Origin of the sequence: Rhizobium sp. WYCCWR 11146 (assembly GCF_013591995.1) — a bacterium.
GTDB lineage: Bacteria > Pseudomonadota > Alphaproteobacteria > Rhizobiales > Rhizobiaceae > Rhizobium > Rhizobium indicum.
The window spans coordinates 204009-228473 of the sequence record NZ_JACCEY010000043.1 but is presented as its reverse complement, the minus strand read 5'-3'; the positions used below and the strand labels follow the sequence as shown (position 1 = coordinate 228473).

The window sequence follows — 24465 nt, the reverse complement described above, 5'->3', positions numbered from 1 at the left end:
TCAAGCGCCCGCCCTCATGACGCTCATCAGCATGTCCGCCTGCGAGCGGCTCTGCATGGCCGCAAGGCCCTTCGCGGCAATGGCATCGCGCTCGTCGGCATCTGCGATCAGCTTGTAGCAGCGCTCGATCATGTCGTCATAGGGCTCAATTGCCAAGCCGCCGATGAAGGGCTGGAGGTCCGGATCGCGGATGTCGCCTTCCGTCAGCACGCAAACGCGATTGGCAAGCAGATAGGAAATGCGGACGATTTCGAAGACGCCGCTCGCATAATGATGGATGTTTATGACGATCTTGGCGCGGGCAATCACCGCGTCGCGTTCCGCACCATAAACGTTGAAGAGATGCACGACCTTGAGCCCGCCCTGTTCAAGCGTATTCAGGATATGGTGGCGGCGTTCGGGCAACGAGCCATAGAAGAGCACGTCTATATCCTTGACGACGGCATGCTGGATCTGGCTCAGGCAACTGTTATAACCGATTTCGAGCACACCGGCGTGATCGATACCCTTGGCGGCAAGGTTTTCGCGGTTGCGCGGGCTGTAGTCGAGAACCGGAAGCGACTTCAGGATCGAGGTGTAGCGCGAATTGATCCAGACGCTTTCTTCGGACACCTGCTCGAGATTGATGACGACGCTATCCTTCGGCAGATGACGGAGGACTTCCGGGGCCAGAAGATTGCCGCCATAGATGATCGGCGCACGGCCGGCGAATGCGTCAATGTCCCGGGTGATCGGTGCCGAGCCGCCGAGTTCCTCGAAGGCACCCTGTAGGCCAAGCGCGACTTCGTCGAAGGCGTGGCTGTGATTGTAGTTGTCGGGCGTCACGATCCAGATGCAATGGCGATCCTTGTGGGCCTGCCATCCGCCGGCAAAGGGCTGCAATGCGTTGCGAAGCGGCTGCTCGACCTTCTGGGCGGCGGGTATCTCGGTACGTACAGCCTGCTGCGGCGCCGGGGAGGCGCCGAAAGCCTGCGGAGCATAGGCACGCATCAGTTCGCGGCCACCCGTGAACTGGCCGCGCGGCATCCAGGCCGGCGGGTCATCGGTGCCCCAGATAAGGTGCGGCTGCTTGATCAGTGGTTGACGGCCCTCCTGCCAGGAGGTCAAGTGGGCCTGGTCGCGGCTCTGAAGAAAAGCCTCCTTGGCGGCGAAAAGACCATGCAGCATCCGGCCGAGGCGGACGCCGAACTTCCACTCGAAATCGGCAGGCGCAGGCACGAAGGCGGCGATCTTCAATCCGTTGGCAGCAGCCTGCTGGACATAGAGCCCAAGCAGACGCTCGATCACGAAGGGGCGCATCGTCGCGTTGGCGTCGCGTGAATACTGCGCCGCACCGGCATAGGCAATGCCCGCCGGCGTCCCGATGCGCGCTTCAGTTTCCAGCGATTCCAGAATGCGTTCGCAGAAGGCGAAATATCCGGACCAGAACTTCCTGTTGCCGCAGAAATAGTTGCAGAACGCGAAGGCGGTTTTGTCTTGCGGCGGCGCGATCGGATAGCCGAGCTCCTGGATATGCAGGAAGATCGGGTCCATGCCGGGATGACCGCCAAGCAGCGAATGTTCCCAGACGTTGCTGTAGATCGCCGCGTGGCCGATCAGCGGGTTGTAAAGATAGGCGTCCGCACCTTCTGCCCTGGCCTTTTCCGCCTCCGTGACAAAAGACGGAAAACTCGTCACCGACTTCATCTCGAATTTGCTGGAGAGCAGCCCCCAGAACACGTCCTCGCCGAGGCCGATCGCCTCGTGATGCGCATGCAGGATGCGGAAGAGCTCGTATTCGCGGGTCGCAGCCTGCGTGTTGAACGAGATGTCGAGCGGCACGGCAGCCGCGTCGAGCTGGCTGCGCTGCGAAGGATCGAGATAAGGCTGATAGATGATGACGGACCCCGTGCCGGCAGCTTTCTCCGTGAGAAGCGCCAGATCAGGAAGACCGGCCGGCAGAGCGGAAATGAGCTGATTGATCGTCAAGGCATCGTCCTTCGTGCACATGGTCGCCGACTCCGTGATTCACGAAACGGCATTCGGGCTTGTTTGGGTGCCGACTATTGGACGTGAAGCTTGCGCCACACTGTTGGCGGGAGTTTCGCTGGTCAGCCTGGGAACAGGTTAAGCCGGGATGTTCGCACCAGGCCTAATTGCGCGATAGTGCCCAACCTCCGGACGGCGTCATGAAAAACGAAAAGATCTATGTAACGAAGCCCAGCCTGCCGCCGCTCGAAGAATTCATTCCTTCGCTGGAAGCAATCTGGAACAATCGCATCCTGACCAATGGCGGGCCATTCCACCAGCAGCTGGAGCAGGAGCTCTGCAACCATCTCGGCGTGAAGCACATCAGCCTCTTTTCCAACGCCACCGTCGCGCTGCTGACGGCGCTTCAGGCGCTCCGCATCACGGGCGAAGTCATCACCACGCCTTATTCCTTCGTGGCCACTTCTCATTCGCTTCTCTGGAACGGCTTAAAGCCCGTCTTCGTCGACGTCGACCCGGTGACGCTCAATCTCGATCCAGCGAAGATCGAGGCGGCGATCACGCAGCAGACGACGGCGATCATGCCGGTGCATTGCTACGGCCACCCTTGCGACGTCGATGCGATCCAGAAGATCGCCGATCTCTACAATCTCAAGGTTATTTATGACGCTGCCCATGCCTTCGGCGTGGAAGACGAGCGGGGAAGCGTTCTCAATCACGGCGACCTTTCCATCCTGAGCTTCCATGCGACGAAGGTTTTCAACACATTCGAAGGCGGGGCCATCATCTGCCCGGATGTTAAGACGAAGGCCCGCATCGACCAGCTGAAGAACTTCGGTTACGTCGACGAAGTGACCGTGGTGGCGCCAGGCACGAATGGCAAGATGAGCGAGTTCAACGCTGCGCTCGGCCTGTTGCAGCTGAAATACATCAAGTTCGCGATCGAAAGGCGTGAATTCATCGACGGTGCATACCGTGAGCGGCTCCGCGGCGTTGCGGGCATAGAATGCCTGGACCGTTCCGGCGAGACCGTCTCCAACTTCTCTTATTTCCCGATCCTCGTACGCCCTGGCTATCCCATTTCACGCGATGGGCTCTATGAACGGCTGAAGGAAAACAGCATTCATCCGCGCCGCTATTTTTATCCGCTGATTTCAAGCTTCTCGATGTACCGCAGCCTGCCTTCCTCGCAGCCCTCGAATCTGCCGGTCGCAACCGAAGCCGCACAACAGGTGCTCTGCCTTCCCATCTATCCGGACATGGAGATGGAGATCGTCGACAAGGTCTGCGCGCTGATCGAGTCGGCTTAAAAAAAGGTATTTCGACCGTCATCTCGCACCGCAGATCGAAAGTATCTGCGGTACGAGATCGTGCGCCAATAGGCCGGTCAGAGCATGATGCCGAAAAGTATAAGCGGTTTTCGGGCGACATCCTGTTCTAGCCGCCTCACTTGTCAGCAAAGACTTGAAGCGCGAGCTCTGCCTGCCAGATAAGAAATCGCGAGCCGGCGCGTTGCAGCTGGCTGCTCATACGAAAGCCGCGTGACCATCGATCACGCCGCTTTCGTCATCTCATAGACGCCAGATTTAAAGCGCCAGTTGCGGAGGTCGGATTTCGAGCCGCTCCGTCACCGGGCGCTGTACGCCTCGCGGCTCAATCTCGACCCAGCGGTTTTCAAGCCGCGAGCATTCGATCGCTTCCAGCAGCCGTAGTCCTTCCTCCGCCTCCTCGAGCCCAAGCACGTAGGGATGGGGCAGGCGTGCGGTATTGATCTTGCGTTGCAGCAGGGCGTCGGCAAGGTCGGCATAATAATTCGCGAAGGCTTCGATGAAGCCCGACGGATGGCCTGCCTTGAACCGCTCGTAGCGGGTATTGTTAGCGATCATGATATCCGGGCTGGCGCGATCGAGGATCTGCTTGCGGCCGTTGCAGTCATAGAAATAGGCAAGCTCGGGGGTTTCCTGAAGCCATTCGATCGATGCCTTGGAGCCATAGAGCCGCACACGCAGGCCATTGCGTTGCCCAAGCGCGGTCTTGCCATACCACATGCTGCAATGCAGGCCGCCGGCGCAGCGCACGAGCGCCTGCACATTGTCGAGCACCTGCGGAAAGTGACCGAAACTCTGGCTGGTTGCGCAGACTTCTTCCGGTTCCCGCTGCGTGAGGAAATGAAGCAGCGAGTGCACATGAACGCCGAGATCGAGCGAAACTGTCGGCACGGCGCCGTCGTGTAGGCGCCAGTCCTGCGGCGTCATCGGCGTTCCGTCACGGCGGAAACGGAGGAAGGTCTCCTGCGGCATCTCAATATGGATCTGCTGCAATTCGCCAAAAACACCATGCTCGACCATGCTGCGGATTTCGCGAAGCATGGGATATCCCGTGTAGTTGTAGGTTACGGCCAAAAAGGCCCCGCTACTGCGCGCATTGCCGATCATGCGCGTCTCGGCGCTCGAACCGGCGAGCGCCTTTTCCGAGATCACCGAAACACCTGCCTCGAGTGCGGCGACAACCTGTTTCGTATGCTGCTGCGTCGGCGTCAGCACGACGAGAGCGTCGATGTTGCCGGCCTCTTTCGAGAGCAAGGTATCGAAGTCGGCGTGGCAGCGCTCCGGCAAAATGCGGTACTGCCCCGCAGTTTCGCGATTGATGTCGTCATGGCGGCTGAAGCAGCCGGCGACAAGATCGAATTTCTGATCAAGCTCGATTGCATCGCGATGAGCGCGACCCACAGCGGAATTGACGGCACCGCCTAGAAAGGCGAGGCGCAGCTTCTCCGGTACTTCCTGGCTTGAGCGGATCATGCGAGATCTCCTTGCATCGTTTGGAGCGAAATGAACGTTTTGAAATCCGGCGCCACCTGCAGCATCTCCTCCCGCGACTCGAAACGGGCGTAGAGGATGGCGAGCTTGTCGAGCGGTGCCGCATTCATTGGTTTGCCGGTGGTCTTGAGCTGCGCGATGCGGACATCGGATGATGGAATGGAATGCGAGAAGGAAAACGGCGTCGAGGGCGTGTCGGAGGTGATGGTGTGCCGCCCGAAGAACAGCGGCGGATCGAAGCGCGGTTTGGCCGAAAATTCCTCACCCAGCAGCAGCGTTATGACGAGGTCGGCATAATCGATGCCGAGAGACTGATCGACAAGTGAGCCGTAAAGATCGCCCGGGCAGCGCCGCATGCATTCGACGATCCAGACATCGTCGCCATTCGACAGGAACTGCGTGTGAATGAGACCGTCCTGCAGTCCGAGCAGCTTGACGACGCGCGCCATAATGGCCCGCGTCTTCGAGCGGACAGTTTCGGAAAGGCGCGAGGGATGGTTCGATGAATCGACCTGGTATGGATAGACCGTGCAATATTCGTCGACGAAGACGTCGAAGACGATCTCCTGGTCCTTGATGAAGGCGGAATGGCTGTGCAGGCTGCCTTCGATGAATTCCTCGATAACGATCTCCACCGCGCGCGAGTTTCGCCGGGCATCGGCTATGGCGCCGGCAAGTTCAGTCCGGTCGAAAACCTTCGTGACGCCGCGGCCGCTGAAACTGTCGCTCGGCTTCACCAACAGCGGATAACGCAGCGCCCCGGTCTCGACCGGCGAGTCGCCATGCAGGCGCACCGAACGCGGGGCAGGGATATCGTGCTGCTCGGTAAAGCGACGGAATGCCTGCTTCGTGTGAATGATGGTCGCAGTTTCCATCGAATCGAAGCGTGGGAATCCGAGTTTTTCGGCAACGAAGCTGGTCGACATATAGGCAACATCATTGCCCGTCGGCACGATGAAATCGAAATCACCGTTCTCGACGAGGGCAAGCAGCGCGTTCGGATCGCTGTAGTCAATGAAATGCGATTGATCCGCATGCGCATGGCAGGGTTCATCCGGCCGGTTTCCGCAAACGGAAATTTGCAGGCCGCGCCTTTTCAAAGCGAATAGAAGGGGAACTGCGCTGAAGTTACTGCCGACGAGCAATGCTCTCTTGGTCATTCTCAAGTCCATTCCATGCATCCCGGGCTGGCCTGTTGGAACGGCACAGCCCGAAACAGGGTGTGCAGTCCCACTTCGTCCGTTTTCGATATGCGAAAGACCGAAACGGACGCGATAGCGAGAGTCATAGGATGCGGGCGTTACCCGAGGCTTGCCGCCTGGAGGTCTGGGCGGCGTCTGTGTTCATCCCCGCGCCGCTGCCTTGCTTGTGGGAAGCAGACCGGCCGCCTTGTTAAGCCGAGTACCATCTCATACGCTTTCGGCTGTGATTCCAACGTCGGCATCGGACAAAGATGCAGACTGCAGCTGCAAAAAGAGACACCGCGCAATGAACGAAAAACTGCCTGATCTGATTGAAGGCGAGCGTATTTTCTTCCAAAAGGTGTTCGAACGGCAGTCCCGCGCGACAATGGAGATGCGGGAGCAATGGCGCGCGGAAACGATTCTTCAGCGCAGAAGACGCGTGTCGTCTGAGATCTACGATCTGCTTGGTGGGGTCGTGAAATACGGTCCGTTCAAGGGGCTGTCGCTTGCGAAGAACAATTGGTGGGGCGGTGGCGACTTCGGGTCGATGTTCTTGGGCCTCTATGAGAAGGAAGTACTGGATTTCCTGTTCTCCGAAAGATTGGATGCCGTTGAGAGCTTCGTCGATGTCGGCGCCGCCGACGGATATTACGCGATCGGCATGGTTCGGTCGGGTCGGGCGAAAAACGCCGTCTGCTTTGAACTGAGCGAGGAAGGGCAGCGCACCATTGCATCGAACGCCGAGGCGAATTCCGCGTCGGACAGGATCGAAATATTCGGCGCCGCAGACAGGCTGTTTTATGAAAAGCTCAGCCATCTTGATCTGGCGAAAACAGTCGTCCTCGTTGACGCCGAGGGTGCGGAGTTCGAAATCCTTGACGATGGCTCCTTATCGGCATTGAAACAGGCGACGATTGTCATCGAGATTCACAACTGGGTCGAGGGTTTCTGGGACAAGTACACCCGTCTCCTCACCTCGGCTTCAGCGTTATTCAATGTCGAATTCATTGCGCCCGCCATCAGAGATCTGACGCAATTTCCGGAATTGAACGATTTCACCGACGACAACCGCTACCTCATTTGCTCCGAGGGTCGGCCAAATATTATGCGCTTCATGCTCTTGACGCCCAAAGGCTGATTGCGTCGACAGGTTGGTGTGCACACAAGCGCTCCAGCCTGTCATTCAGGCACGGCATTGCCTTCCAATCTTGCCGATATTCCCACCGAGCTCCAGAAGTCCCGGGTGAAGAGGTAGCCGAATTCCTTTTCCTCGCGCTCCACCTTGAGTTTGGCATTCAAGATATCGTGCAGCTTCGGCAAATTGTAATAGGGAACCGACGGCAGCAGGTGGTGCTCGGCGTGATAATTCATGTTGGCATAGAAGAATGCAATCGGTGTCGGCAGATTGACCGTTCTTGAAAAAAGAAGCGCGCTTTCGTCCTTGTGATCTTCGAGGCCGACGTGCTGCGCCAGCGCCAGAACACGATTTGGGAGCGATCCGACGAACGGTGTGATGAAAAACATGAACGTCAGGACAGGCGACCGCGTCGCAAGGAAAAACAGCGCCAGGCAGATGGCGTTCAGCGCAAGCATGAAGATCGCATCGGATTGGGCCGCGCGTCGTTCGGCGGGCATCAGTTTCAATCGGATGCCCTTGCCGAAATACGCTTCGTAGCCGAAGGCATTGCAGAGCGCATAGAGGATCCGCCTGCAAAGGCTTTGATAATCAAGCAGGACGAGACGCGCTGCACCCAGCAAGTCGAGCGGAAAATCGCGATAGATTTCGCTGTCATCCTCATGGAAAGTGGAAGCGTGGTGGAACTGATGGCTTTTTTCGAAAAAGCTCGGATTGTTCCAGGTCACATAGGAAAACAGCTTGAAGAACAGAGTGTTCGGCCATTTCCTGCTGAAGACCTTCTTGTGAAACAGCTCATGGCCGATGCCGGCATAGCCGGCGAACTGCCATAGGACGGCGTTAAGATAAAAGGCTGCGAAAGCAAGCGCGGGATAGCCGCCTTCCCATGCGCGGACCATAGCGAAAAGCAGGCCGGCGTGGATGCCGATCCTGAGCACGAGGTGGGAGTAAGCGATCCGGTCGTTCGATGCCGTGAGTTCCCGGAATTCGTCCTTCGTCAACAGGCTGCCGATTCTGATCTCGCTAGCACCCATGATCAGAGCTCTATGTTAACCAACGCAAAGGCCACAAGGCTGTTTGCGACATGGAAGACTACCTGCGATTTCGAGAACTCCGCCAAATACTCGGTGACGTCCCCGTGGATCTTGGAATTGTAGTCATGCCAGACGATGACGCCGCGCTTGACGATGCCGAATGCGTTTTCCGTATCCGCCCGGACGATCTGGTGCTCATGTCCGCCATCGATGAAGATCATCTCGGCCGATTGGAAGGCCTCCTTGAAATTGATCGTCGTCGAGTCTTCCTTGACGAGTGTGAGGCGCTTCCTTTGCGCCTCGGTGATCGACGCCAGATAGGCCTCGCCATCGATTTCCTGGCGCTTGCGGAGATAGTCGTCATTCTGCTCGGCGGACGACAAAGCGCTGCGCTCGTCAGTCTCGGCTAGATGCGCCGTGAGCCCCTTCGGCAGGTCGATGGAGACCACGTCGCAGTGTTCCGGCGTGTTTTCGATGAAGAGGCGTGTGGTGAAACCTTTGTACGTGCCGATCTCGATGATCTTTCGGGGCTTCACGATCTTGGCGAGCAACACCAGGACAACCTGGTCGACAAGCGTGATGCTGCCGATATCAATCGGCGGCAGACTGGCAGTGTACTCTTTCGCAATTTTCAATTCGTCGGCGAGTTCCAAAAGCGCTCGCAATTTCAGTTCGTAAATTCCCGATTTCGCGACACGCGCGGAGCGCAACGCCGCGGCACTTTCAATGAGCTTCTGCATCTCTGATCCCGTGATTCCGTCCATCGTGATTTAATCCTTTGCGATTTCTATTGCGCCTGCATGGGACTTAGAGACGTGTGCTGATGCGGGCGATCCGTTCATCCAGTTCCGGGAACGATCCTCTCCAGTAGGAATAGTGATTGATGAGGTTCCGATAGGCGATGGGCAGATCGGAGGGCTGCAGGTAGCCATTCTCGATCGCGAGATCGAGCACTTCCTCGTAGTAGGTGATCGAGTAGATGAAATAGCGGTTGGCCGCTGGATTGGACTGCGAATTGGAATGCTGGCGGAAATAGGAGAGGGGCATGGGATGCCCGACGATCGCTCCGCGGAGGGAGAGCCCAACCCAAGATGAAAGATCGAGCGGTCCGGAAATGATGCCGTCCACGACCTTGAAAAGACTGAAACGGCCGGATTCATCAAAGCAATCGGCCGTTCTCAAGAGCGCCGATGAGAACTCGCCAAGCAGATTATGATGCTTGACGGCGGTGATGCGTATGAAGTCGCGGCCCTCGATCACCTTCAGCGAGCCTTCGACCATCAATCCGTTGCCGAGATTTGTAACCTGGTTCCGCTCGTCGATGAAATAGCGCGGGGAAAACGCGAGTTTCGTTCCTCTGTTCTGTGTGGCTTCAAGCGCCTGGAGCAGGTACTGGATGCAGAACGGATTAAGGACGTCGTCGTCGAAGAGATATTTGATGTACTCGCCGCTGGCGAGCCCGGCGAGCCGTATGACGTTTTTATACTCGGCAGGATCCGGATTGCGGCTGTACTGGATAACGCCTGAGTATCTCTCGCAGATTTTCTCGATTGCATCCGTCGGGCAATCGTCAGAGACAATGATTTCCGTGTCATCGAAACTTTGCGCGATTGCGCTCTTCAGGGCGAGCTCAAAGAAATCGGGCTTGTAGGCCGGTATACAGATCGATACGCGCGGCAAATGTTTCTCCCCTTGAGACGCCCCTCCAGCCTCCGTCGGCGAGAGCGGTGATCGGCGCTCCGAACGACCGAAGCAGACTACTTGCCATGATCATAGAGCGCGGACGTTACGCGAGGCTTGTGCAGAAGGCCGCTGATCTGGCCCGATAGATAGATGAATTTCTGGGAGAAAAGTGGCACGCTCCCGGCTGGCTGAATCCCCGAACGCATAACACAGAGAATCGCGGTCGATTTCGGAAAAGGTTATGCGTGGGTTGAAAGTGATGGCGCGACCTGTCGGACGCACGGGGCCCTACCGCGAAAACTGAATGATCTCGCCGTTGTACTGCGTGCGCGCCGTCTCGCGGAAGCCGAGCTTGGCTGCGACCCGCAGCGAGGCCTGGTTCTCGGGGCTGATGATGCAGCTCATCGGTTTTCCCGGGAAATGCGTTTCCGCCCAGGCGATCAGGACGGTCAGCGCCTCGGTGGCATAACCGCGGCCGTGCGCCGAAGGTATCAGCGCCCAGCCGACCTCCATCGTCCCCTCGATCGAGGGTTCCATCTCGCGGCGGGCTTCGAGGAAGCCCGCTTCACCGATGAACCGGCCGCTCTCCTTTTCCACAATCGCCAGAAAGCCGAAGCCCATATGGTGCCACATGCCGGCAACGCGCAGCATGCGGCTCCAGCTCTGCTCGCGCGTCGATGGGGCGCCGGTGATGAAGCGCACGACATCCTCGTCCGCCCACAGCGCTGCATGCGCGTCGAAATCGTCGAGGCGGTGAGGGCGAAGCGTCAGACGCGCCGTTTCGAGGGTCGGAATGTCGATCACGATGGGTCCTTGTGAAAAAACACGTCCTCAGGCGCCGGGCTCGCCGTCCCAATAGTCGAGGTCGCCTTCCGGTCGCCCGATGTGGCGGAAGCGCCTGGCTTCTGTACCGTCTCTATTCGTCTTGGCAAGGAACTTTCCGGAATCGGGATATTCGACGATCTCGGTCTTCGCCATGGTCGAGATGCCGAGATAGACGAGTGTGGCCGTGCCGGTGTTGATGATCTGGTGCGCCGTTTCCGGTCCGCCCGCCGGCGCGCCGAGCACGTCGCCCGCCTTGATCGCATGGCGCGCATCGCCGAAGCGGTATTCGCCGGCGCCTGCGATCACATAGAAAAGCTCGTCTTCGACATGGTGATTGTGGAAGGGGCAGCTCGATTTGCCTGATGGCACTTCGTTGTAGCTGATGCCGAGGCCGGCAAGGCTTAGAAGCTTGCCGAACGAGGTGTCGGCGCTTTCATAAAATTCGCCCTGTTTCCAGTGGTCGAGCTTGAGATCGGCGGTATTGATCACCGCTTTTGCTTCCGTCGTCATGATGGTCCTCCTGTTGCAGGAGAAACTATCATCGCGCCGGAAAATTCAATGCTTATCTCGGAAATCCCCGGCATGGGCGGAGAGGAGCCCGCCGCCCATGCTTTGAGCGCCGAGCGTGCAATACGCTAAGACGCTCTATCGCTTCCAATCCCACGCATAGCCCAAAAATCGACCCGATTTTCGGGGTATGCGCTGGAGCCGTCAACGAACGTAGAAGGTGAAGCTCCCATCGGCCGCCTGCTCGGCATTGACGACATTGCGAATATTGACACCCTCATTGTTGAGCCGGTGGGCAAGCGACTTGTTGGCGTCGATCGAGGCCTGGATGCCGCGGATAGCCTGGCCGGAGCGTTGCGGTGCGGAGTGTGGGCCGCTCGTCTCGTCGTCGAAGTTGCGCCAGTTGTAAACCTCCTGGACATTGAAGTCATTGCCCTGGTAGCTCCTGAGCGTCTGCTCGATGCCTTGAGGGGTGTTCATCCCAAGGCTTTCGGCCCGGCTGACGCCGGCAAAGGCGAGGGAGGAGAGGGTTGCAGCGATAGTGATGGTGAGAACGCGGTGCATGATTTGTATCCTTTCATCTGCTTAGACGGTCGGCTGTCGTTGCAGGGGATCGTCTGCGTCACGACATGGAATTGGCGTTCTCCCATTCGCGATTCAATGGGTTAAGCCACTGAAAATCCATTAAGAATTGTTCATGAAAACTGCCTTCGAATTGCCGCTTTCCAGGCGTCCGGGAAAGCTGATTTCAGAGGCCTGCCCAGCCGTGCATACAGGGCGCGGCTATCCCCTTGCAGATATTTCCTCTTTCCCATTGCGGCATCGGGCGAAATTGCTTGCCATTCGGACGAAGGCATGTTTTGACCGCGGGCTGCCGAGCGGGTAAATGTCCCGCCAACCGAAGGTGAACCATGTCGAGAGAGACCGCTCCCCATATTTTGATCGTTGAGGCCCGCTTCTACGACGACATGGCCGACGCCCTGCTCGAAGGCGCGACCTTCGCATTGACGGAGGCCGGCGCCACCTTCGAGGTCGTCACCGTTCCCGGCGCACTGGAAATTCCGGCGGCGATTGCCATGTCGCTCGATGGAGACGACAATGGCGGAACGCATTATGACGGCTATGTCGCCCTTGGCATGGTCATTCGCGGCGAGACCTATCACTTCGATATCGTGTCGAACGAATCCTCGCGTGCCTTGATGGATCTTGCGGTCAGCGAGTCCCTTGCCATCGGCAATGGCATCCTGACCGTCGAAAACGACGAGCAGGCTTGGGCGCGCGTGCGCCGCTCGGAAAAGGACAAGGGCGGATTTGCCGCTCGTGCAGCTCTGACCATGATCGAGCTGAAGCAGAAACTGGGTGCATAACGAATGAACGACGACAAGACGGAACGGCCGGTCAAGACTGCGAACCAGCGGGGCGCTGCCCGTCTTGCTGCCGTTCAGGCACTGTATCAGATGGATGTCGGCGGCACGGGCGTTCTGGAGATCGTGGCTGAATACGAGGCGCACCGTCTTGGTCAGGAAATCGATGGCGAGACTTATCTGAAAGCCGATGCCGCCTGGTTCCGTTCCATCGTCTCCGGTGTCGTGCGCGATCAGGTCCGCCTCGATCCGCTGATTGCCGCAGCTCTGCAGGATGATTGGGCCTTGTCGCGCCTCGACAGCACAGTGCGCGCCATCCTGCGCGCCGGCGTTTTCGAGATCACCGACCGCAAGGACGTCCCGGTGGCGGTCATCGTCACCGAATATGTCGAGATCGCCCAGGCGTTCTTCGATGACGACGAGCCGAAGCTCGTCAACGCCGTGCTCGACCGCATCGCAAAGCAGGTTCGCGGCGAGGCGAAGAAATAAGTCTTTAGCCGCCAAACAATCCCCCTACGTCTTTCTTCGTACCGCAATGGTTTTCGCCCGTTGCGGTCTTGACGCCACGTGATCGACCAAGCAATCTCCGCACCGCTTAGCTGTGGCATTTCTGTGGAGAGGAAGGCGATTCGGCGGCATATCTGCCGGAGAAGGAGTGAGCTCCGGCCTATGGGAGGAAAGAGCGAAATGACGATTCTTTTATGCGTAATCGCATGCGGTCTGCTCTCGGTGGTTTATGCCGCCTGGGCAACCCGGTCGGTGCTTGCCGCCGATCAGGGCAACAGCCGCATGCAGGAGATCGCGGGCTATATCCGCGAGGGTGCGCAAGCCTATCTGACGCGCCAGTACAGAACCATTGCCATTGTCGGCGTTGTTGTTTTCATTTTAGCCTGGCTGCTTCTTTCCGGCGAGGCCGCGATCGGCTTCCTGATTGGCGCCGTGCTTTCCGGTGCTGCTGGTTTCATCGGCATGCACGTCTCCGTCCGCGCCAATGTGCGCACCGCTCAGGCGGCTTCCGTCAGCCTTTCCGCCGGCCTCGACATCGCCTTCAAGTCGGGTGCGATCACCGGCATGCTGGTGGCTGGCCTGGCGCTGCTCGGCGTCTCCATCTATTATACGATCTTGACCGTCGGGCTCGGCCATGAGAGCGGCTCGCGCGAAGTCATCGATGCGCTGGTGGCGCTCGGCTTCGGCGCTTCGCTGATCTCGATCTTCGCCCGTCTGGGCGGCGGCATCTTCACCAAGGGCGCCGATGTCGGCGGCGATCTCGTCGGCAAGGTGGAAGCCGGCATTCCCGAAGACGATCCGCGCAACCCGGCAACGATCGCCGATAATGTCGGCGACAATGTCGGCGACTGCGCCGGTATGGCGGCCGACCTTTTCGAGACCTATGCGGTCTCGGTCGTCGCCACCATGGTTCTCGCCGCGATCTTCTTTGCCGGCGCGCCGATCCTCCAGTCTGCGATGGTCTATCCGCTGGCAATCTGCGGTGCCTGCATCATCACCTCGATCATCGGCACCTTCTTCGTCAAGCTCGGCTCGAACGGCTCGATCATGGGCGCTCTCTACAAGGGCCTCATCGTCACCGGCCTGCTGTCGATCGTCGGTCTTGGCGCTGCCACCTCGCTCACCATCGGCTGGGGATCGATCGGCTCCGTCGGAGGCGCCGACATATCAGGCGCGAACCTCTTCTTCTGCGGCATCATCGGCCTCGTCGTCACCGCACTGATCGTCGTGATCACTGAATATTATACCGGCACGGGCAAGCGCCCGGTCGTCTCGATCGCTCAGGCCTCGGTCACCGGTCACGGCACCAACGTCATCCAGGGCCTGGCCGTTTCACTGGAATCGACGGCACTGCCGGCGATCGTCATCGTTGGCGGCATTCTCGCCACCTACCAGCTCGGCGGCCTGTTCGGCACCGGTATTGCGGTCACGGCCATGCTCGGCATCGCCGGAATGATCGTCGCGCTCGACGCGTTCGGACCGGTGACGGACAATGCCGGCGGTATCGCCGAAATGGCGCATCTGCCGCCGGAGGTGCGCAAATCCACCGATGCGCTCGATGCCGTCGGCAATACGACCAAGGCCGTGACCAAGGGCTACGCCATCGGTTCTGCCGGTCTCGGCGCACTGGTTCTCTTCGCTGCCTACTCCTACGACCTCAAATATTTTGCGGCGAATGGCGACAAGTTCCCTTATTTCGCCGGTATCGGCGAAATTTCCTTCGATCTTTCCAACCCTTACGTAGTGGCGGGATTGATCTTCGGAGGTCTCATTCCCTACCTCTTCGGCGGCATCGCGATGACCGCCGTCGGCCGTGCGGCCGGCGCGATCGTCGAGGAAGTCCGCCGTCAGTTCAAGGAAAAGCCCGGCATCATGCAGGGCACGGAAAAGCCGGATTACGGCAGGGCGGTCGACCTTCTGACCAAGGCCGCCATCCGCGAGATGATCGTGCCGTCGCTGCTGCCGGTGCTGGCGCCGATCGTCGTCTATTTCGGCGTGCTTCTCATCTCCGGCTCCAAGGCCTCCGCCTTTGCCGCCCTCGGCGCATCGCTGCTCGGCGTCATCATCAACGGCCTCTTCGTCGCCATCTCGATGACATCGGGCGGTGGCGCATGGGACAATGCCAAGAAGAGCTTCGAGGACGGTTTTGTCGACAAGGACGGCGTGCGTCACATGAAGGGTTCGGATGCGCACAAGGCCTCCGTCACCGGCGATACCGTCGGCGATCCCTACAAGGATACCGCCGGCCCCGCCGTCAACCCGGCGATCAAGATCACCAACATCGTCGCGCTGCTGCTGCTGGCCGTTCTCGCCGGATAAACAACGGCGCCGGCTTGGCACACTTCAAGCTGACGCAGCGACCATTAAAAAACCCGCCGGAGCGATCCGGCGGGTTCTTCGTATAAGGCGTGTCCGATCAGCGTAGGCTGCTTGGGTTCTGCGGCGTGCCGCCGGCGCCGCCGCCGAACAGGCTGCGGGCAGCACTCGCGGCGCTGCCGCCGGAAAGCATCTGTTGCAGGAAGGTGAGTTCCTTGCCGCCGGTCGGCGTGACGCGTCCGATCGTGTCGAACACCTTGCCGTCCTGCAGCGCATAGTTGGCGCGGCGGCTGACGACGCCGTCCTTGTCGAAATAGATCGCCAGAACGCTCTGATCGACGACCTTCAGTTTCTGGAAGGCGACGGCACGCGTGCGCCGCTGCGAGATGTAATAGAAGACTTCGCCGTCGAAGGTCGCCGTCGTCGACGGGGTGCCGAGCGAAAGCAGCACCTGCTCGCGGCTGGAGCCTTCCGGAACGAGGTTCAGCGACTGCTGGTCGGCGACGTAGCCGCCGTTGAGAACGGTGCTGGTCTGGCAACCGGAGAGAGCGGTAGTGGAGGCAATTATGAGGGCAATGGCCGCACTGCTGAAGAATTTCATGTCAGACTTGAAATACCGTTTCTTCAACGACATCTACTCCCTGTGAGTGTCGATAGCAGCCATTCTGGGCCTTGCACGCTTTCCTCCTGCAAAACCATTGTGGCCATTCCGGGTCGAATTTCCCGAATTCGCTTCGCTGACGCATCGAAGGCGTCGTCCCGAAACTGGCCATGATCGGCATTGCAATTCGCGCCTGCTTCGGTAAACCAGCTTTCGAAATCATGCAACAAGGCCATACGCCAGCCGGCATGAAGAATGAGGCATTTCCGGAAAAAACAATGATCCTCGGGCTCTTCCGCAAGAAAAACAACAATCAGGCGATCGTCGACAGGCAATATGCGGCGTTGGCGGCGGCTGCGCGCATGCCGGAACTCTACGAGCGGCTCAATGTGCCGGATACGGTCATGGGCCGTTTCGAGATGCTCTCGATCGCCATGATTCTGTTTTTTCGCCGCACCCGTGCTTCCGCCACCAGCGGCCAGGAAATCGCCCAGGAGATCGTCGACGCTTTCTTCCAGGATATCGACTATTCGATCCGTGAACTCGGCATCGGCGACAACAGCGTGCCAAAGCGCATGAAAAAGCTCGCCGGTATGTTTTACGGCCGGCTCGAAGCCTATTCGAAGGCGATGGACACGGGCGATGCCGAAGCCCTCGCTCTTGCCCTTCAGCGCAATATTTACCCCGAAACCGCGACGCCGGCCGATATGTCCGGTCTCGCCGGATGGATGATGGCCGCAGAATCGCATCTATCCGCCGTTGCCGAAGAGGTAATCGCCACCGGTTCGGCAACGCTCCCGCCGGTCGCCTGCCCACCGGTCATCTGAAGGAGGAAACGATGCAGAATGATCGGGACGATGTTCCCTTCTCCTATCACGTCAAGGTCGGCCACATCTCGGCCAACCCCGTCGAGGTCCATGTCGAGGCCGACGCCAGCGAACTGAAGGCGTTGGCCCGGACCTGGAACGTCGTCTCCGTCGATGATCTCAGCGCCGATCTGCAGATTGCCCGCTGGAAGCGCGACGGCGTGCGCATCAAGGGCCGCGTGCAGGCGAAGATCGTCCAGTCCTGCGTCGTGACGCTGGAACCGGTCGAATCCGCCATCGACGAGAGCTTCGAGCAGATCTTCGTGCCGGAAGGCTCCAAGCTTGCCCGCCAGGCCGGCAACGACGCCGGCGAGATGCTGCTCGATCCCGACGGTCCTGATCTGCCCGAGAACTTTGTCGGCGATACGATCGACGCCGGCGAGGTGGTTGCCGAATTCGCCGCTCTGGCGATCGATCCCTATCCGCGCAAGCAGGGTATCGAATTCTCAGGCCATGTCGAAGACAGCGGCGAGGACGACAAAAAGCCCTCCGCTTTCGCAGCCCTCAAGGACTGGAAAAAGGACTGAAGCCCCTCTGGCATTTGACACAATTCAGTTGTAAGCGACGCCAAAACCGGTATTTTGGCCGAAATTTCGCCCTCGGCGAAAAGAAGGATCAGGGACGCGTGATCAGAATATCTCTCGACCTCATGGGTGGCGACTTTGGTCCCCAGGTTGTCATCCCCGGCGCCGCCAAGGCGTTGGATCGGCATCCGGATATTTCCTTCGTTCTCTACGGTCTCAAGGAACAGTGCGATCCGGTTCTCGCCAAGTTTCCGAAGCTCAGGGAAAAATCGATCTTTCACGACTGCGAGCTTGCCGTCGCCATGGATGAGAAGCCGAGCCAGGCGCTACGCCGTGGCCGCTACATCTCCACCATGTGGCGCTCGATCGCGGCGGTGAAGACGGGTGACGCCGATGTCGCGGTCTCGGCCGGCAATACCGGCGCGCTGATGGCGATGGCGAAATTCTGTCTGCGGACCATGGCCAATATCGAGCGTCCGGCGATCGCCGCGATCTGGCCGACGCTGAAGGGTGAAAGCATCGTGCTCGATGTCGGGGCAACGATCGGCGCCGATGCGCAGCAGTTGATGGATTTTGCCCTGATGGGCGGCGCCATGGCGCGCGCGCTTTTCGAGGTCGAACGTCCGACGGTCGGCCTTCTCAACGTCGGCGTCGAGGAGATGAAAGGCCAGGAGGAGGTCAAGGAGGCGGGCCGTCTGTTGCGCGAGGCGAACATCGATTCGCTCGAATATTCCGGCTTCGTCGAGGGCAACGACCTTGGCAAGGGCACGGTCGACGTCGTCGTCACCGAGGGATTTTCCGGCAATATCGCGCTCAAGACCGCCGAAGGCACCGCCAAGCAGATCGGCGAATATCTGCGTGCCGCCATGTCGCGCACGCTGCTCGCCCGTATCGGCTACCTCTTCGCCAAAAGCGCCTTCGACATGCTTCGCGAGAAGCTCGATCCGAGCAAGGTCAATGGCGGCGTGTTTCTCGGCCTGAACGGCATCGTCATCAAGAGCCATGGCGGGGCGAATGCCGAAGGCATCGCAGCCGCCATCGAGGTCGGCTACGACATGGCCAAGAACGGCCTCAATCAGAAAATAGAAAACGATCTTAAGAAATATCATGCCAAGCGGCTGCCCCCGATGGGCCCGGAAGCAGCATGAGCGATGGGGTTCAATCAAAGATGATCCGTTCAGTGGTTCGCGGGTTCGGAGCCGCACTTCCGAAGCGCGTGATGACCAATCGTGACATGGAGGCCATCGTCGACACATCAGACGAATGGATCGTCCAGCGCACCGGTATCCGCCAGCGTTATGTCGCCGGTGATGATGAAACGACGGCGTCGCTGGGCGAGGCGGCCGCGCGCGCAGCGCTTGCCAATGGCGGCCTGACGCCTGCCGATATCGATCTTGTCATCTGTGCCACCTCGACGCCTGACAACACGTTTCCGGCGACGTCGGTCAACATCCAGAACCGGCTCGGCATGAGCCACGGCTTCGCCTTCGACGTCCAGGCTGTCTGCACCGGTTTCGTCTATGCGGTGACGACCGCGGATGCCTATATCCGCGGCGGGCTTGCCAATCGCGTTCTCGTCATCGGCGCCGAAACTTTTTCGCGCATTCTCGACTGGAACGACCGCACCACCTGCGTGCTTTTCGGCGACGGCGCCGGCGCGATCATACTCGAAGCGACCGAAGGCGAGGGCACCACTGCCGATCGCGGCGTGCTGACCGCACATCTGCGTTCCGACGGCTCGCACAAGGAAAAGCTTTATGTCGATGGCGGGCCGTCGACGACGGGCACTGTCGGCAAGCTGCGCATGGAAGGCCGCGAGGTCTTCAAATATGCCGTCGGCATGATCACCGATGTCATTCAGGCGGCTTTCGATTCGACCGGCACTACAGCCGATGACCTCGACTGGCTGGTACCGCACCAGGCCAATCGCCGCATCATCGACGGTTCGGCGAAGAAGCTGAACATCGATGCCGCGAAAGTCGTCATCACCGTCGACCTGCACGGCAATACGTCGGCTGCCTCGATCCCGTTGGCACTTGCGACCGCTGCCGGTGACGGCCGCATCAAGAAGGGCGACCTAGTGATGCTCGAAGCGATGGGCGGCGGCTTTACCTGGGGTGCGGTTCTGCTGCGCTGGTAGGCACGAATCCTAAAAAACTGGCGGCGAACAAGAGCTTGACCGTAAGGCGCAAGACAAATACTCTTCGTGCGATTTCACAAAATATTTTGTATGGGCGGGGAAACCATGACCGGAAAAACAGTGACGCGAGCAGACCTGGCGGAATCCGTTTTCCGAAAGGTTGGGCTTTCCCGGACCGAATCTGCGGAACTGGTCGAAACCGTCATCGACGAGATCTGCAACGCCATCGTGCGTGGCGAAACCGTCAAGCTTTCCTCCTTCGCCACCTTCCAGGTGCGCGACAAGAACGAGCGGATCGGCCGCAACCCGAAGACCGGCGAGGAGGTTCCGATTTCCCCCCGCCGGGTCATGACCTTCAAGGCGTCGAACGTGTTGAAGACACGCATCCTCAAGTCGCATGTCGCTCGCAAGATCAAGCTGAAGCCGCTGAATCCGGCTCCCTGATAATCGGCTTCCCGTTTCGGAAACGGCTTTTTTTCTCCCTCGCGCTCTCCATCCTTGTGCGCAACGTCAAGACATGACTTGAATTGTCGGCGCCAAACCGTTGAAATATGATGAGTCGCCGTAGGATCGAGCCGCGAGGTCGCGTAGCAGTATGACGTTGGACAAGAGCCCCGATGCCTTTCGCACCATCAGCGAAGTCGCAGACGATCTTGATCTGCCGCAGCATGTGCTGCGCTTCTGGGAGACGCGTTTTCCCCAGATAAAGCCGATGAAGCGCGGCGGCGGCCGTCGCTACTATCGGCCGGAGGATGTGGATCTCCTCAAGGGAATCCGGCATTTGCTCTATGATCATGGCTATACGATCAAGGGTGTGCAGAAGCTTCTGAAGACCAACGGCAACAAGTTCGTCATATCGGTCGGTCATGGCGATCTCGCCAGCGTCGAGGCGCTTGCGTCGGGCGTGCAGGACATGGGTGCCGGGGAACCGCGCGTCGGCATGGCCGATGAAGACCAGATCGTCGGCCGCGCCAAGCCGCCGATCACCCGCCGGTTCTTCAATTTTGTCGCCGGAGACGACGAGCAGGAAGTCTCGATCGGCAAATCGAGCGTTGGCAAGGAAGACAGGGCGCTGCTGCAGGAGGCGCTCTACGACCTCCTGGAATGCAAGCGTCTGCTCGATCAGGTGCGCTGAATAAGAAAATCAGGCTTCGGTAAGCCGCTTCATCGCCTGTTCAAGTTCACTGAGCTGGAAGGGTTTTTGCAGCACGGGCAGCGTGCTTGGGCTGCTGCCATCAGGTGCGGTACCGTATCCCGTCGCATAGAGATAGGGTTTTCCGCGTTCGTCGAGCAGCTTTGCGACCGGCAGCGAACTCTGCCCGGCAAGCGAGACATCGAGTATGGCAGCATCGAACTCCGTATCCCTGGCGGCTTTCAGCGCCCGTTCCAGGTCGGGCGCGCTGGCGCAGACCCGGTAGCCCAGATCGGCGAGCATGTCCTCGAGCAGCATGGCAATCAGCGCGTCGTCTTCGACGATGAATATGTCTTTCATGATCCGGTTCACCCATTGCCCCCTTGCTAAAGCACGTCGCGCAAAAATGTGCCGCGGTTTTGCGATAACGACATGCGTAAAAACAAAGACCTAAAGCGCAAGGAGCGAATCTGAAAGATTGCGATACGCTTTAGGCATGGAGGTTTATGTGGACTGCTTGCACGGCTCGTCAAGACGTCGTGGTCGGCAGTGCGAGAAACAGCATATTGCCGGTTGAAATTCGATGTGCAAAAGCTGGAATGCCGTCTTTGCAACGGCTCCTGGATAATTCCTTAAATCGGAATCGATTTATGGAAAAAATTATGCAGCAATTCAAAGTGTTGCAGCGTCTTTTGCGGCTCTCGAAAGACGCGCGGCGCTGTCAGAAGGGGTGTCGAATGGATTTGCTGAGTGCCACGGATTGGCTGCGTCACAGGCCGGGTTATACATATCCGCTGGCCATTGCCTTCGTTGGCCTGACGTTTCTTCTGAGGCTTGCCGCCAGCGACACTCTCTCCGGATTTCCCTTCCTGAGCTTCCTTCCGGCGATATTGCTCGCGAGTTTCATAGGCGGCGCCGGGCCGGGATTTGTCGCGACCTTGGTTGCCGGTTTCATTGTCCAGCAGTTTTTTGTCGAGCCGCACAATGTTTTCTGGCCGGCCAGCGCCGGCCAATGGGTCGGCCTTTCCACCTATGTTATCAATGCCGTGATCATCGTCGGCCTGATGGAGATGATCATCATCGCCCATGGCAGACAGAGCCGCCTTCGCAGCGAGCTGAACAGCTTCAACACGCGCCTCGAACAGACAGTGGTCCAGCGCACTGCCGAGCTCAGGCACGAGATGGAAGAGAATGCCGCCGCTCAGGCGCAGGTCCGCCAGTTGCAAAAGATGGAGACGATCGGCCAGCTGACCGGCGGCGTCGCCCATGATTTCAACAACATGCTGGCAATCATCATCGGCAATCTCGATCTCGCCCAGCGGCGCCTGACCGGCAGCGAGGATCCTCGCCTGCTATACTCCATCCAGAACGCCAGAGATGGTGCGCAGAGAGCGGCGGTGCTGACTGCGCGTCTTCTCGCCTTCTCGCGCCAGCAGCCGCTCGCCCCGGAGGTGGTCGACCTCAACAAACTGGTCGGCGGTATGTCGGAGCTGCTGCGGCGCACGCTCGGCGAGCACATCCGGATCGAGACCGTGCTTGCCGGCGGTCTCTGGCCGAGCTTTGCCGATTTGAGCCAGCTCGAGAATGCCATCCTGAACCTTGCCGTCAACGCTCGCGATGCCATGCCGGGCGGCGGAAATCTGACGATCGAGACCGCCAATACCGAACTCGACGAGCGATATTCGCGCATGCATTCGGAGGTCGAGGCAGGTCAATATGTGATGATCAGCATGACGGACACCGGCACCGGCATGTCGCCGGAGGTGATCGAACGCGCCTTCGACCCGTTCTACACGACCAAGGGACCCGGCAAAGGCACAGGTCTCGGCCTCAGCCAGGTCTACGGCTACATCAAGCAGAGCGGCGGCCACATCAAGATCTATTCAGAGATCGACAGGGGCACGACGTTGAAGATCTATCTCCCCCGTCATGTCGGCATGGCGGACGCGCGGTTGAACGTCGCCGGCGCCCAGCCGCTTCCTCAGGGCAGCGTCAAAGATACGATCCTGGTAGTGGAGGACGATGAGAACGTCCGCACCATGACCGCCGAAAGCCTGCATGAACTCGGTTACACAGTGTTGCAGGCGGCTAGCGGCATGGAGGCGCTTATGCTTCTGGAGCAGAATGCGGCAGTCGACCTGATCTTCACCGATATCGTCATGCCGCAGATGAGCGGACGTCAGCTTGCCGATATCGTCCAGGAAAAATGGCCGGCGATCCGAATCCTCTATACGACGGGCTACACCCGCAATGCCATCGTCCACAATGGTGTGCTCGATCACGGCGTTTCCCTGCTCGCCAAGCCCTTCAGCCTGGAGCAGCTTGCTCATAAGATCCGCGAACTTCTGAATGTCGCGGCGAGGATGGAAGATGAGAGGACGTGAAGCCGAAATACGGCCGCACGTCCATTCACGATCGGGTTATTCCAGGACCTGGATTATGCGATGGGTTTTCGGTTCGACGATCACGCGTCGCTCATTGACGACGGTATAACCGTAGCCGTCGATATCAGGCACGGTATGCACTTCGACGGTATCGGGCAGCGTCGCGCCGACTGCGATATCGCCGTCATAGACGATGGAAGGCGTGGTTTGCTCCATCACATAGGTGCGCACCTCGCCCGGCAATACGACGGAGCCGGTCGGTGCGGGATCGGTGATGATGACAGTGCTCTGCGCGAAGGCGGCGGAGCTGATGGTCAGCATGGCGGCCGCAGCCAGCATGGTTTTGCGCATGGGATTTCTCCTTTTCCTACCTGAGACATCAAGGCAACGCTGGCCATGCGGCATAGTTCCCCGCGGGCTTTTCGCGACAGCAGTAACAGACGCAATGAGAGCATTTAAGTTGTTACTAAATTAATTTTTGCATCATACGGTTGAGCTGTCTGAACAGCGTTCGAAAAGAGTGCAGATGGTGATGTTAGAGCTCGCTTGTTTACTTTTCGCTAACCATGTTGGACGTTTATTCTGAACGGACGACCAACCGGTCGTTGATTCGACGATCCGTCGCGTTTCGGCTTGCGAATGGATCTCTAGAAAGACGATTGCGGCGGCTCGATACATGCGCTTGCGAAAGACGATATTGCTGGTGGCCGTGGCGGGCATGATGGCCGGCTGCACATCGACAGGCGGTGTGCGCCAGCCTTCCGCGCCGGAAACCGTGGCACCTGAAAAGGCGCTGGTCCTGCCGCCGCCGGGCGGCCCGTCGATCGTCAGCGTCGTCGAGCGCAAACGTGGCAACGGCGTCGAGCAGACGATCTCGCTGTTTACCTCATCCTCCGTGCCCGGTCAGAATTCGCTGAAGGTCCAGTTCTTCGGCGGTTCCGGAGCCAATCCCGGCGCCGGCAATGCCGGCTTCAGCATGATCAACGAGAGCGGTATTGCCCGCGAGGTGGCCCGTTCGGCCCCGGGCGTGCCGATGGCGACCTCGGCGACCTTCCTGCAGAACGCCTATGGCCCCTTCGGCTATGCCTCCGGCCGCAGCCGTGCCGGCGACACCTGCCTCTATGCCTGGCAGCAGATCCGCTCGAGCACCAACGCCAATACCCAGGCGCGTAATTTCGGCATGATCCAGCTGCGCCTGCGCCTTTGCGATGCGAGAGCGAGCGAGCGCCAACTGCTCGGCATCGTCTATGGCTACACCGTCACCGGCACCTTCGACGGCGAGATCTGGAACCCTTACGGCAATCCGCCGCCCGCCGATGCTGCACTCGGGCGCACCGGTGTGCCGATCTATCCCGACGAGGGCGGTTACCGCGCCAGCCCGATGCCGATCGGCTACGAGCCGGCGCCTGCCATTGTCAGCCGGCCGCGGGCCGCTGCCGTTCGCAGCGCCTCGGCCGCGCAACCGGCTCAAGGTGT

25 protein-coding genes are annotated in these 24465 nt (G+C 59.3%); 13 read left to right on the top strand and 12 right to left on the bottom strand.

Translation table 11 applies throughout. The features are described from left to right. Entirely contained in the window at nt 1-1968 is a 1968-nt protein-coding gene (locus HX899_RS34210; protein ID WP_138328967.1) for a glycosyltransferase family 1 protein, read from the bottom strand. A gap of 200 nt (nt 1969-2168) precedes the next feature. Here HX899_RS34210 and HX899_RS34205 point away from each other — a divergent pair, with 200 nt between their 5' ends. After that, nucleotides 2169-3278 carry a DegT/DnrJ/EryC1/StrS aminotransferase family protein gene (locus HX899_RS34205; RefSeq protein WP_138328311.1) on the top strand — a complete coding sequence of 370 codons (1110 nt, stop codon included), beginning with the start codon at nt 2169-2171 and terminating at the stop codon, nt 3276-3278. Between the two features lie 276 nt (nt 3279-3554). Here HX899_RS34205 and HX899_RS34200 read toward each other — a convergent pair whose 3' ends face one another. Together HX899_RS34200 and HX899_RS34195 are read right to left on the bottom strand one after the other, a co-directional pair. Continuing rightward, nucleotides 3555-4769, bottom strand: a complete 1215-nt coding sequence (locus HX899_RS34200) for a Gfo/Idh/MocA family protein (protein WP_138328310.1) — start codon at nt 4767-4769, stop codon at nt 3555-3557. Next, nucleotides 4766-5947 carry an acetyl-CoA carboxylase biotin carboxylase subunit family protein gene (locus HX899_RS34195; RefSeq protein WP_246697244.1) on the bottom strand — a complete coding sequence of 394 codons (1182 nt, stop codon included), beginning with the start codon at nt 5945-5947 and terminating at the stop codon, nt 4766-4768. Before HX899_RS34195 ends, HX899_RS34200 begins: the two co-directional genes overlap by 4 nt. Before the next feature lie 328 nt (nt 5948-6275). Here HX899_RS34195 and HX899_RS34190 point away from each other — a divergent pair, with 328 nt between their 5' ends. Beyond that, on the top strand, nt 6276-7109 hold the full coding sequence (locus HX899_RS34190; RefSeq protein WP_181294501.1) for an FkbM family methyltransferase: 834 nt from the start codon (nt 6276-6278) through the stop codon (nt 7107-7109). A gap of 41 nt (nt 7110-7150) precedes the next feature. Here the strand turns inward: HX899_RS34190 and HX899_RS34185 are convergent, their stop codons facing one another. The 6 genes from HX899_RS34185 to HX899_RS34160 all read right to left on the bottom strand — a co-directional run bounded on the left by HX899_RS34185 (nt 7151) and on the right by HX899_RS34160 (nt 11719). Then, complete coding sequence (locus HX899_RS34185; protein WP_138328307.1) at nt 7151-8140, bottom strand: fatty acid desaturase; 990 nt, start codon at nt 8138-8140, stop codon at nt 7151-7153. 2 nt (nt 8141-8142) lie between these two features. Beyond that, nucleotides 8143-8880 (bottom strand): class I SAM-dependent methyltransferase, encoded by a 738-nt coding sequence (locus HX899_RS34180; RefSeq protein ID WP_171599429.1) that lies wholly within the window; start codon nt 8878-8880, stop codon nt 8143-8145. Nucleotides 8881-8947: 67 nt separating this feature from the next. After that, entirely contained in the window at nt 8948-9820 is an 873-nt protein-coding gene (locus tag HX899_RS34175) for a glycosyltransferase family 2 protein (protein WP_138328305.1), read from the bottom strand. Between the two features lie 291 nt (nt 9821-10111). Continuing rightward, nucleotides 10112-10627, bottom strand: a complete 516-nt coding sequence (locus HX899_RS34170; RefSeq protein WP_181294500.1) for a GNAT family N-acetyltransferase — start codon at nt 10625-10627, stop codon at nt 10112-10114. 27 nt (nt 10628-10654) lie between these two features. After that, nucleotides 10655-11158 (bottom strand): cupin domain-containing protein, encoded by a 504-nt coding sequence (locus HX899_RS34165; protein ID WP_062940701.1) that lies wholly within the window; start codon nt 11156-11158, stop codon nt 10655-10657. A gap of 201 nt (nt 11159-11359) precedes the next feature. After that, nucleotides 11360-11719, bottom strand: coding sequence for a hypothetical protein (locus HX899_RS34160; protein WP_072638854.1), 360 nt, complete (start codon nt 11717-11719; stop codon nt 11360-11362). Nucleotides 11720-12066: 347 nt separating this feature from the next. On the opposite strand from HX899_RS34160, the gene ribH reads away from it, so the two are divergent. From ribH to HX899_RS34145, 3 genes are all read left to right on the top strand, one after another. Next, entirely contained in the window at nt 12067-12522 is a 456-nt protein-coding gene (gene ribH, locus HX899_RS34155) for a 6,7-dimethyl-8-ribityllumazine synthase (protein WP_064653893.1), read from the top strand. Between the two features lie 3 nt (nt 12523-12525). Beyond that, a complete protein-coding gene (gene nusB / locus HX899_RS34150; protein WP_003547217.1) occupies nt 12526-13008 on the top strand; it encodes a transcription antitermination factor NusB in 483 nt (160 codons plus the stop codon). A 198-nt stretch (nt 13009-13206) separates the two neighbouring features. Then, nucleotides 13207-15345, top strand: a complete 2139-nt coding sequence (locus HX899_RS34145; RefSeq protein ID WP_138328303.1) for a sodium-translocating pyrophosphatase — start codon at nt 13207-13209, stop codon at nt 15343-15345. A 97-nt stretch (nt 15346-15442) separates the two neighbouring features. Here the strand turns inward: HX899_RS34145 and HX899_RS34140 are convergent, their stop codons facing one another. Beyond that, a complete protein-coding gene (locus HX899_RS34140; protein ID WP_020049423.1) occupies nt 15443-15976 on the bottom strand; it encodes an outer membrane protein assembly factor BamE in 534 nt (177 codons plus the stop codon). 137 nt (nt 15977-16113) lie between these two features. On the opposite strand from HX899_RS34140, the gene HX899_RS34135 reads away from it, so the two are divergent. The 6 genes from HX899_RS34135 to HX899_RS34110 all read left to right on the top strand — a co-directional run bounded on the left by HX899_RS34135 (nt 16114) and on the right by HX899_RS34110 (nt 20608). Continuing rightward, on the top strand, nt 16114-16770 hold the full coding sequence (locus HX899_RS34135; protein ID WP_181294499.1) for a ubiquinol-cytochrome C chaperone family protein: 657 nt from the start codon (nt 16114-16116) through the stop codon (nt 16768-16770). A gap of 11 nt (nt 16771-16781) precedes the next feature. After that, nucleotides 16782-17336, top strand: a complete 555-nt coding sequence (locus HX899_RS34130; RefSeq protein ID WP_033180378.1) for a DUF177 domain-containing protein — start codon at nt 16782-16784, stop codon at nt 17334-17336. A gap of 98 nt (nt 17337-17434) precedes the next feature. Continuing rightward, nucleotides 17435-18481 (top strand): phosphate acyltransferase PlsX, encoded by a 1047-nt coding sequence (gene plsX, locus HX899_RS34125; RefSeq protein WP_011651316.1) that lies wholly within the window; start codon nt 17435-17437, stop codon nt 18479-18481. Between the two features lie 20 nt (nt 18482-18501). Next, nucleotides 18502-19473 carry a beta-ketoacyl-ACP synthase III gene (locus HX899_RS34120; RefSeq protein WP_138328966.1) on the top strand — a complete coding sequence of 324 codons (972 nt, stop codon included), beginning with the start codon at nt 18502-18504 and terminating at the stop codon, nt 19471-19473. 105 nt (nt 19474-19578) lie between these two features. Next, nucleotides 19579-19917, top strand: a complete 339-nt coding sequence (locus tag HX899_RS34115; protein ID WP_003547228.1) for an integration host factor subunit alpha — start codon at nt 19579-19581, stop codon at nt 19915-19917. Between the two features lie 151 nt (nt 19918-20068). Next, complete coding sequence (locus HX899_RS34110) at nt 20069-20608, top strand: MerR family transcriptional regulator (protein ID WP_020049428.1); 540 nt, start codon at nt 20069-20071, stop codon at nt 20606-20608. 9 nt (nt 20609-20617) lie between these two features. On the opposite strand, the gene HX899_RS34105 is transcribed toward HX899_RS34110, so the two are convergent. Beyond that, entirely contained in the window at nt 20618-20965 is a 348-nt protein-coding gene (locus HX899_RS34105; RefSeq protein ID WP_138328300.1) for a response regulator, read from the bottom strand. 377 nt (nt 20966-21342) lie between these two features. Between HX899_RS34105 and HX899_RS34100 the strand changes: the two genes are divergently transcribed. Then, entirely contained in the window at nt 21343-22989 is a 1647-nt protein-coding gene (locus HX899_RS34100; RefSeq protein WP_138328299.1) for a response regulator, read from the top strand. Between the two features lie 36 nt (nt 22990-23025). Here the strand turns inward: HX899_RS34100 and HX899_RS34095 are convergent, their stop codons facing one another. Further along, nucleotides 23026-23340: a DUF1236 domain-containing protein gene (locus HX899_RS34095; protein WP_138328298.1), complete on the bottom strand. Its 315-nt coding sequence runs from the start codon at nt 23338-23340 to the stop codon at nt 23026-23028. 325 nt (nt 23341-23665) lie between these two features. On the opposite strand from HX899_RS34095, the gene bcsN reads away from it, so the two are divergent. Continuing rightward, on the top strand, nt 23666-24465 hold an 800-nt coding region (bcsN, locus tag HX899_RS34090), incomplete at its 3' end, for a cellulose biosynthesis protein BcsN (RefSeq protein WP_246697243.1).

Bases quoted from the DNA above. Each gene is read 5' to 3' on its own strand.
- HX899_RS34205 (WP_138328311.1), top strand. From the start codon at position 2,169: ATGAAAAACGAAAAGATCTATGTAACGAAGCCCAGCCTGCCGCCGCTC.
- HX899_RS34200 (WP_138328310.1), bottom strand. From the start codon at position 4,769: ATGATCCGCTCAAGCCAGGAAGTACCGGAGAAGCTGCGCCTCGCCTTT.
- HX899_RS34195 (WP_246697244.1), bottom strand. From the start codon at position 5,947: ATGACCAAGAGAGCATTGCTCGTCGGCAGTAACTTCAGCGCAGTTCCC.
- HX899_RS34190 (WP_181294501.1), top strand. From the start codon at position 6,276: ATGAACGAAAAACTGCCTGATCTGATTGAAGGCGAGCGTATTTTCTTC.
- HX899_RS34185 (WP_138328307.1), bottom strand. From the start codon at position 8,140: ATGGGTGCTAGCGAGATCAGAATCGGCAGCCTGTTGACGAAGGACGAA.
- HX899_RS34180 (WP_171599429.1), bottom strand. From the start codon at position 8,880: ATGCAGAAGCTCATTGAAAGTGCCGCGGCGTTGCGCTCCGCGCGTGTC.
- HX899_RS34165 (WP_062940701.1), bottom strand. From the start codon at position 11,158: ATGACGACGGAAGCAAAAGCGGTGATCAATACCGCCGATCTCAAGCTC.
- HX899_RS34160 (WP_072638854.1), bottom strand. From the start codon at position 11,719: ATGCACCGCGTTCTCACCATCACTATCGCTGCAACCCTCTCCTCCCTC.
- ribH (WP_064653893.1), top strand. From the start codon at position 12,067: ATGTCGAGAGAGACCGCTCCCCATATTTTGATCGTTGAGGCCCGCTTC.
- nusB (WP_003547217.1), top strand. From the start codon at position 12,526: ATGAACGACGACAAGACGGAACGGCCGGTCAAGACTGCGAACCAGCGG.
- HX899_RS34145 (WP_138328303.1), top strand. From the start codon at position 13,207: ATGACGATTCTTTTATGCGTAATCGCATGCGGTCTGCTCTCGGTGGTT.
- HX899_RS34140 (WP_020049423.1), bottom strand. From the start codon at position 15,976: ATGTCGTTGAAGAAACGGTATTTCAAGTCTGACATGAAATTCTTCAGC.
- HX899_RS34135 (WP_181294499.1), top strand. From the start codon at position 16,114: ATGATCGGCATTGCAATTCGCGCCTGCTTCGGTAAACCAGCTTTCGAA.
- HX899_RS34130 (WP_033180378.1), top strand. From the start codon at position 16,782: ATGCAGAATGATCGGGACGATGTTCCCTTCTCCTATCACGTCAAGGTC.
- HX899_RS34120 (WP_138328966.1), top strand. From the start codon at position 18,502: ATGATCCGTTCAGTGGTTCGCGGGTTCGGAGCCGCACTTCCGAAGCGC.
- HX899_RS34115 (WP_003547228.1), top strand. From the start codon at position 19,579: ATGACCGGAAAAACAGTGACGCGAGCAGACCTGGCGGAATCCGTTTTC.
- HX899_RS34110 (WP_020049428.1), top strand. From the start codon at position 20,069: ATGACGTTGGACAAGAGCCCCGATGCCTTTCGCACCATCAGCGAAGTC.
- HX899_RS34105 (WP_138328300.1), bottom strand. From the start codon at position 20,965: ATGAAAGACATATTCATCGTCGAAGACGACGCGCTGATTGCCATGCTG.
- HX899_RS34100 (WP_138328299.1), top strand. From the start codon at position 21,343: ATGGATTTGCTGAGTGCCACGGATTGGCTGCGTCACAGGCCGGGTTAT.
- HX899_RS34095 (WP_138328298.1), bottom strand. From the start codon at position 23,340: ATGCGCAAAACCATGCTGGCTGCGGCCGCCATGCTGACCATCAGCTCC.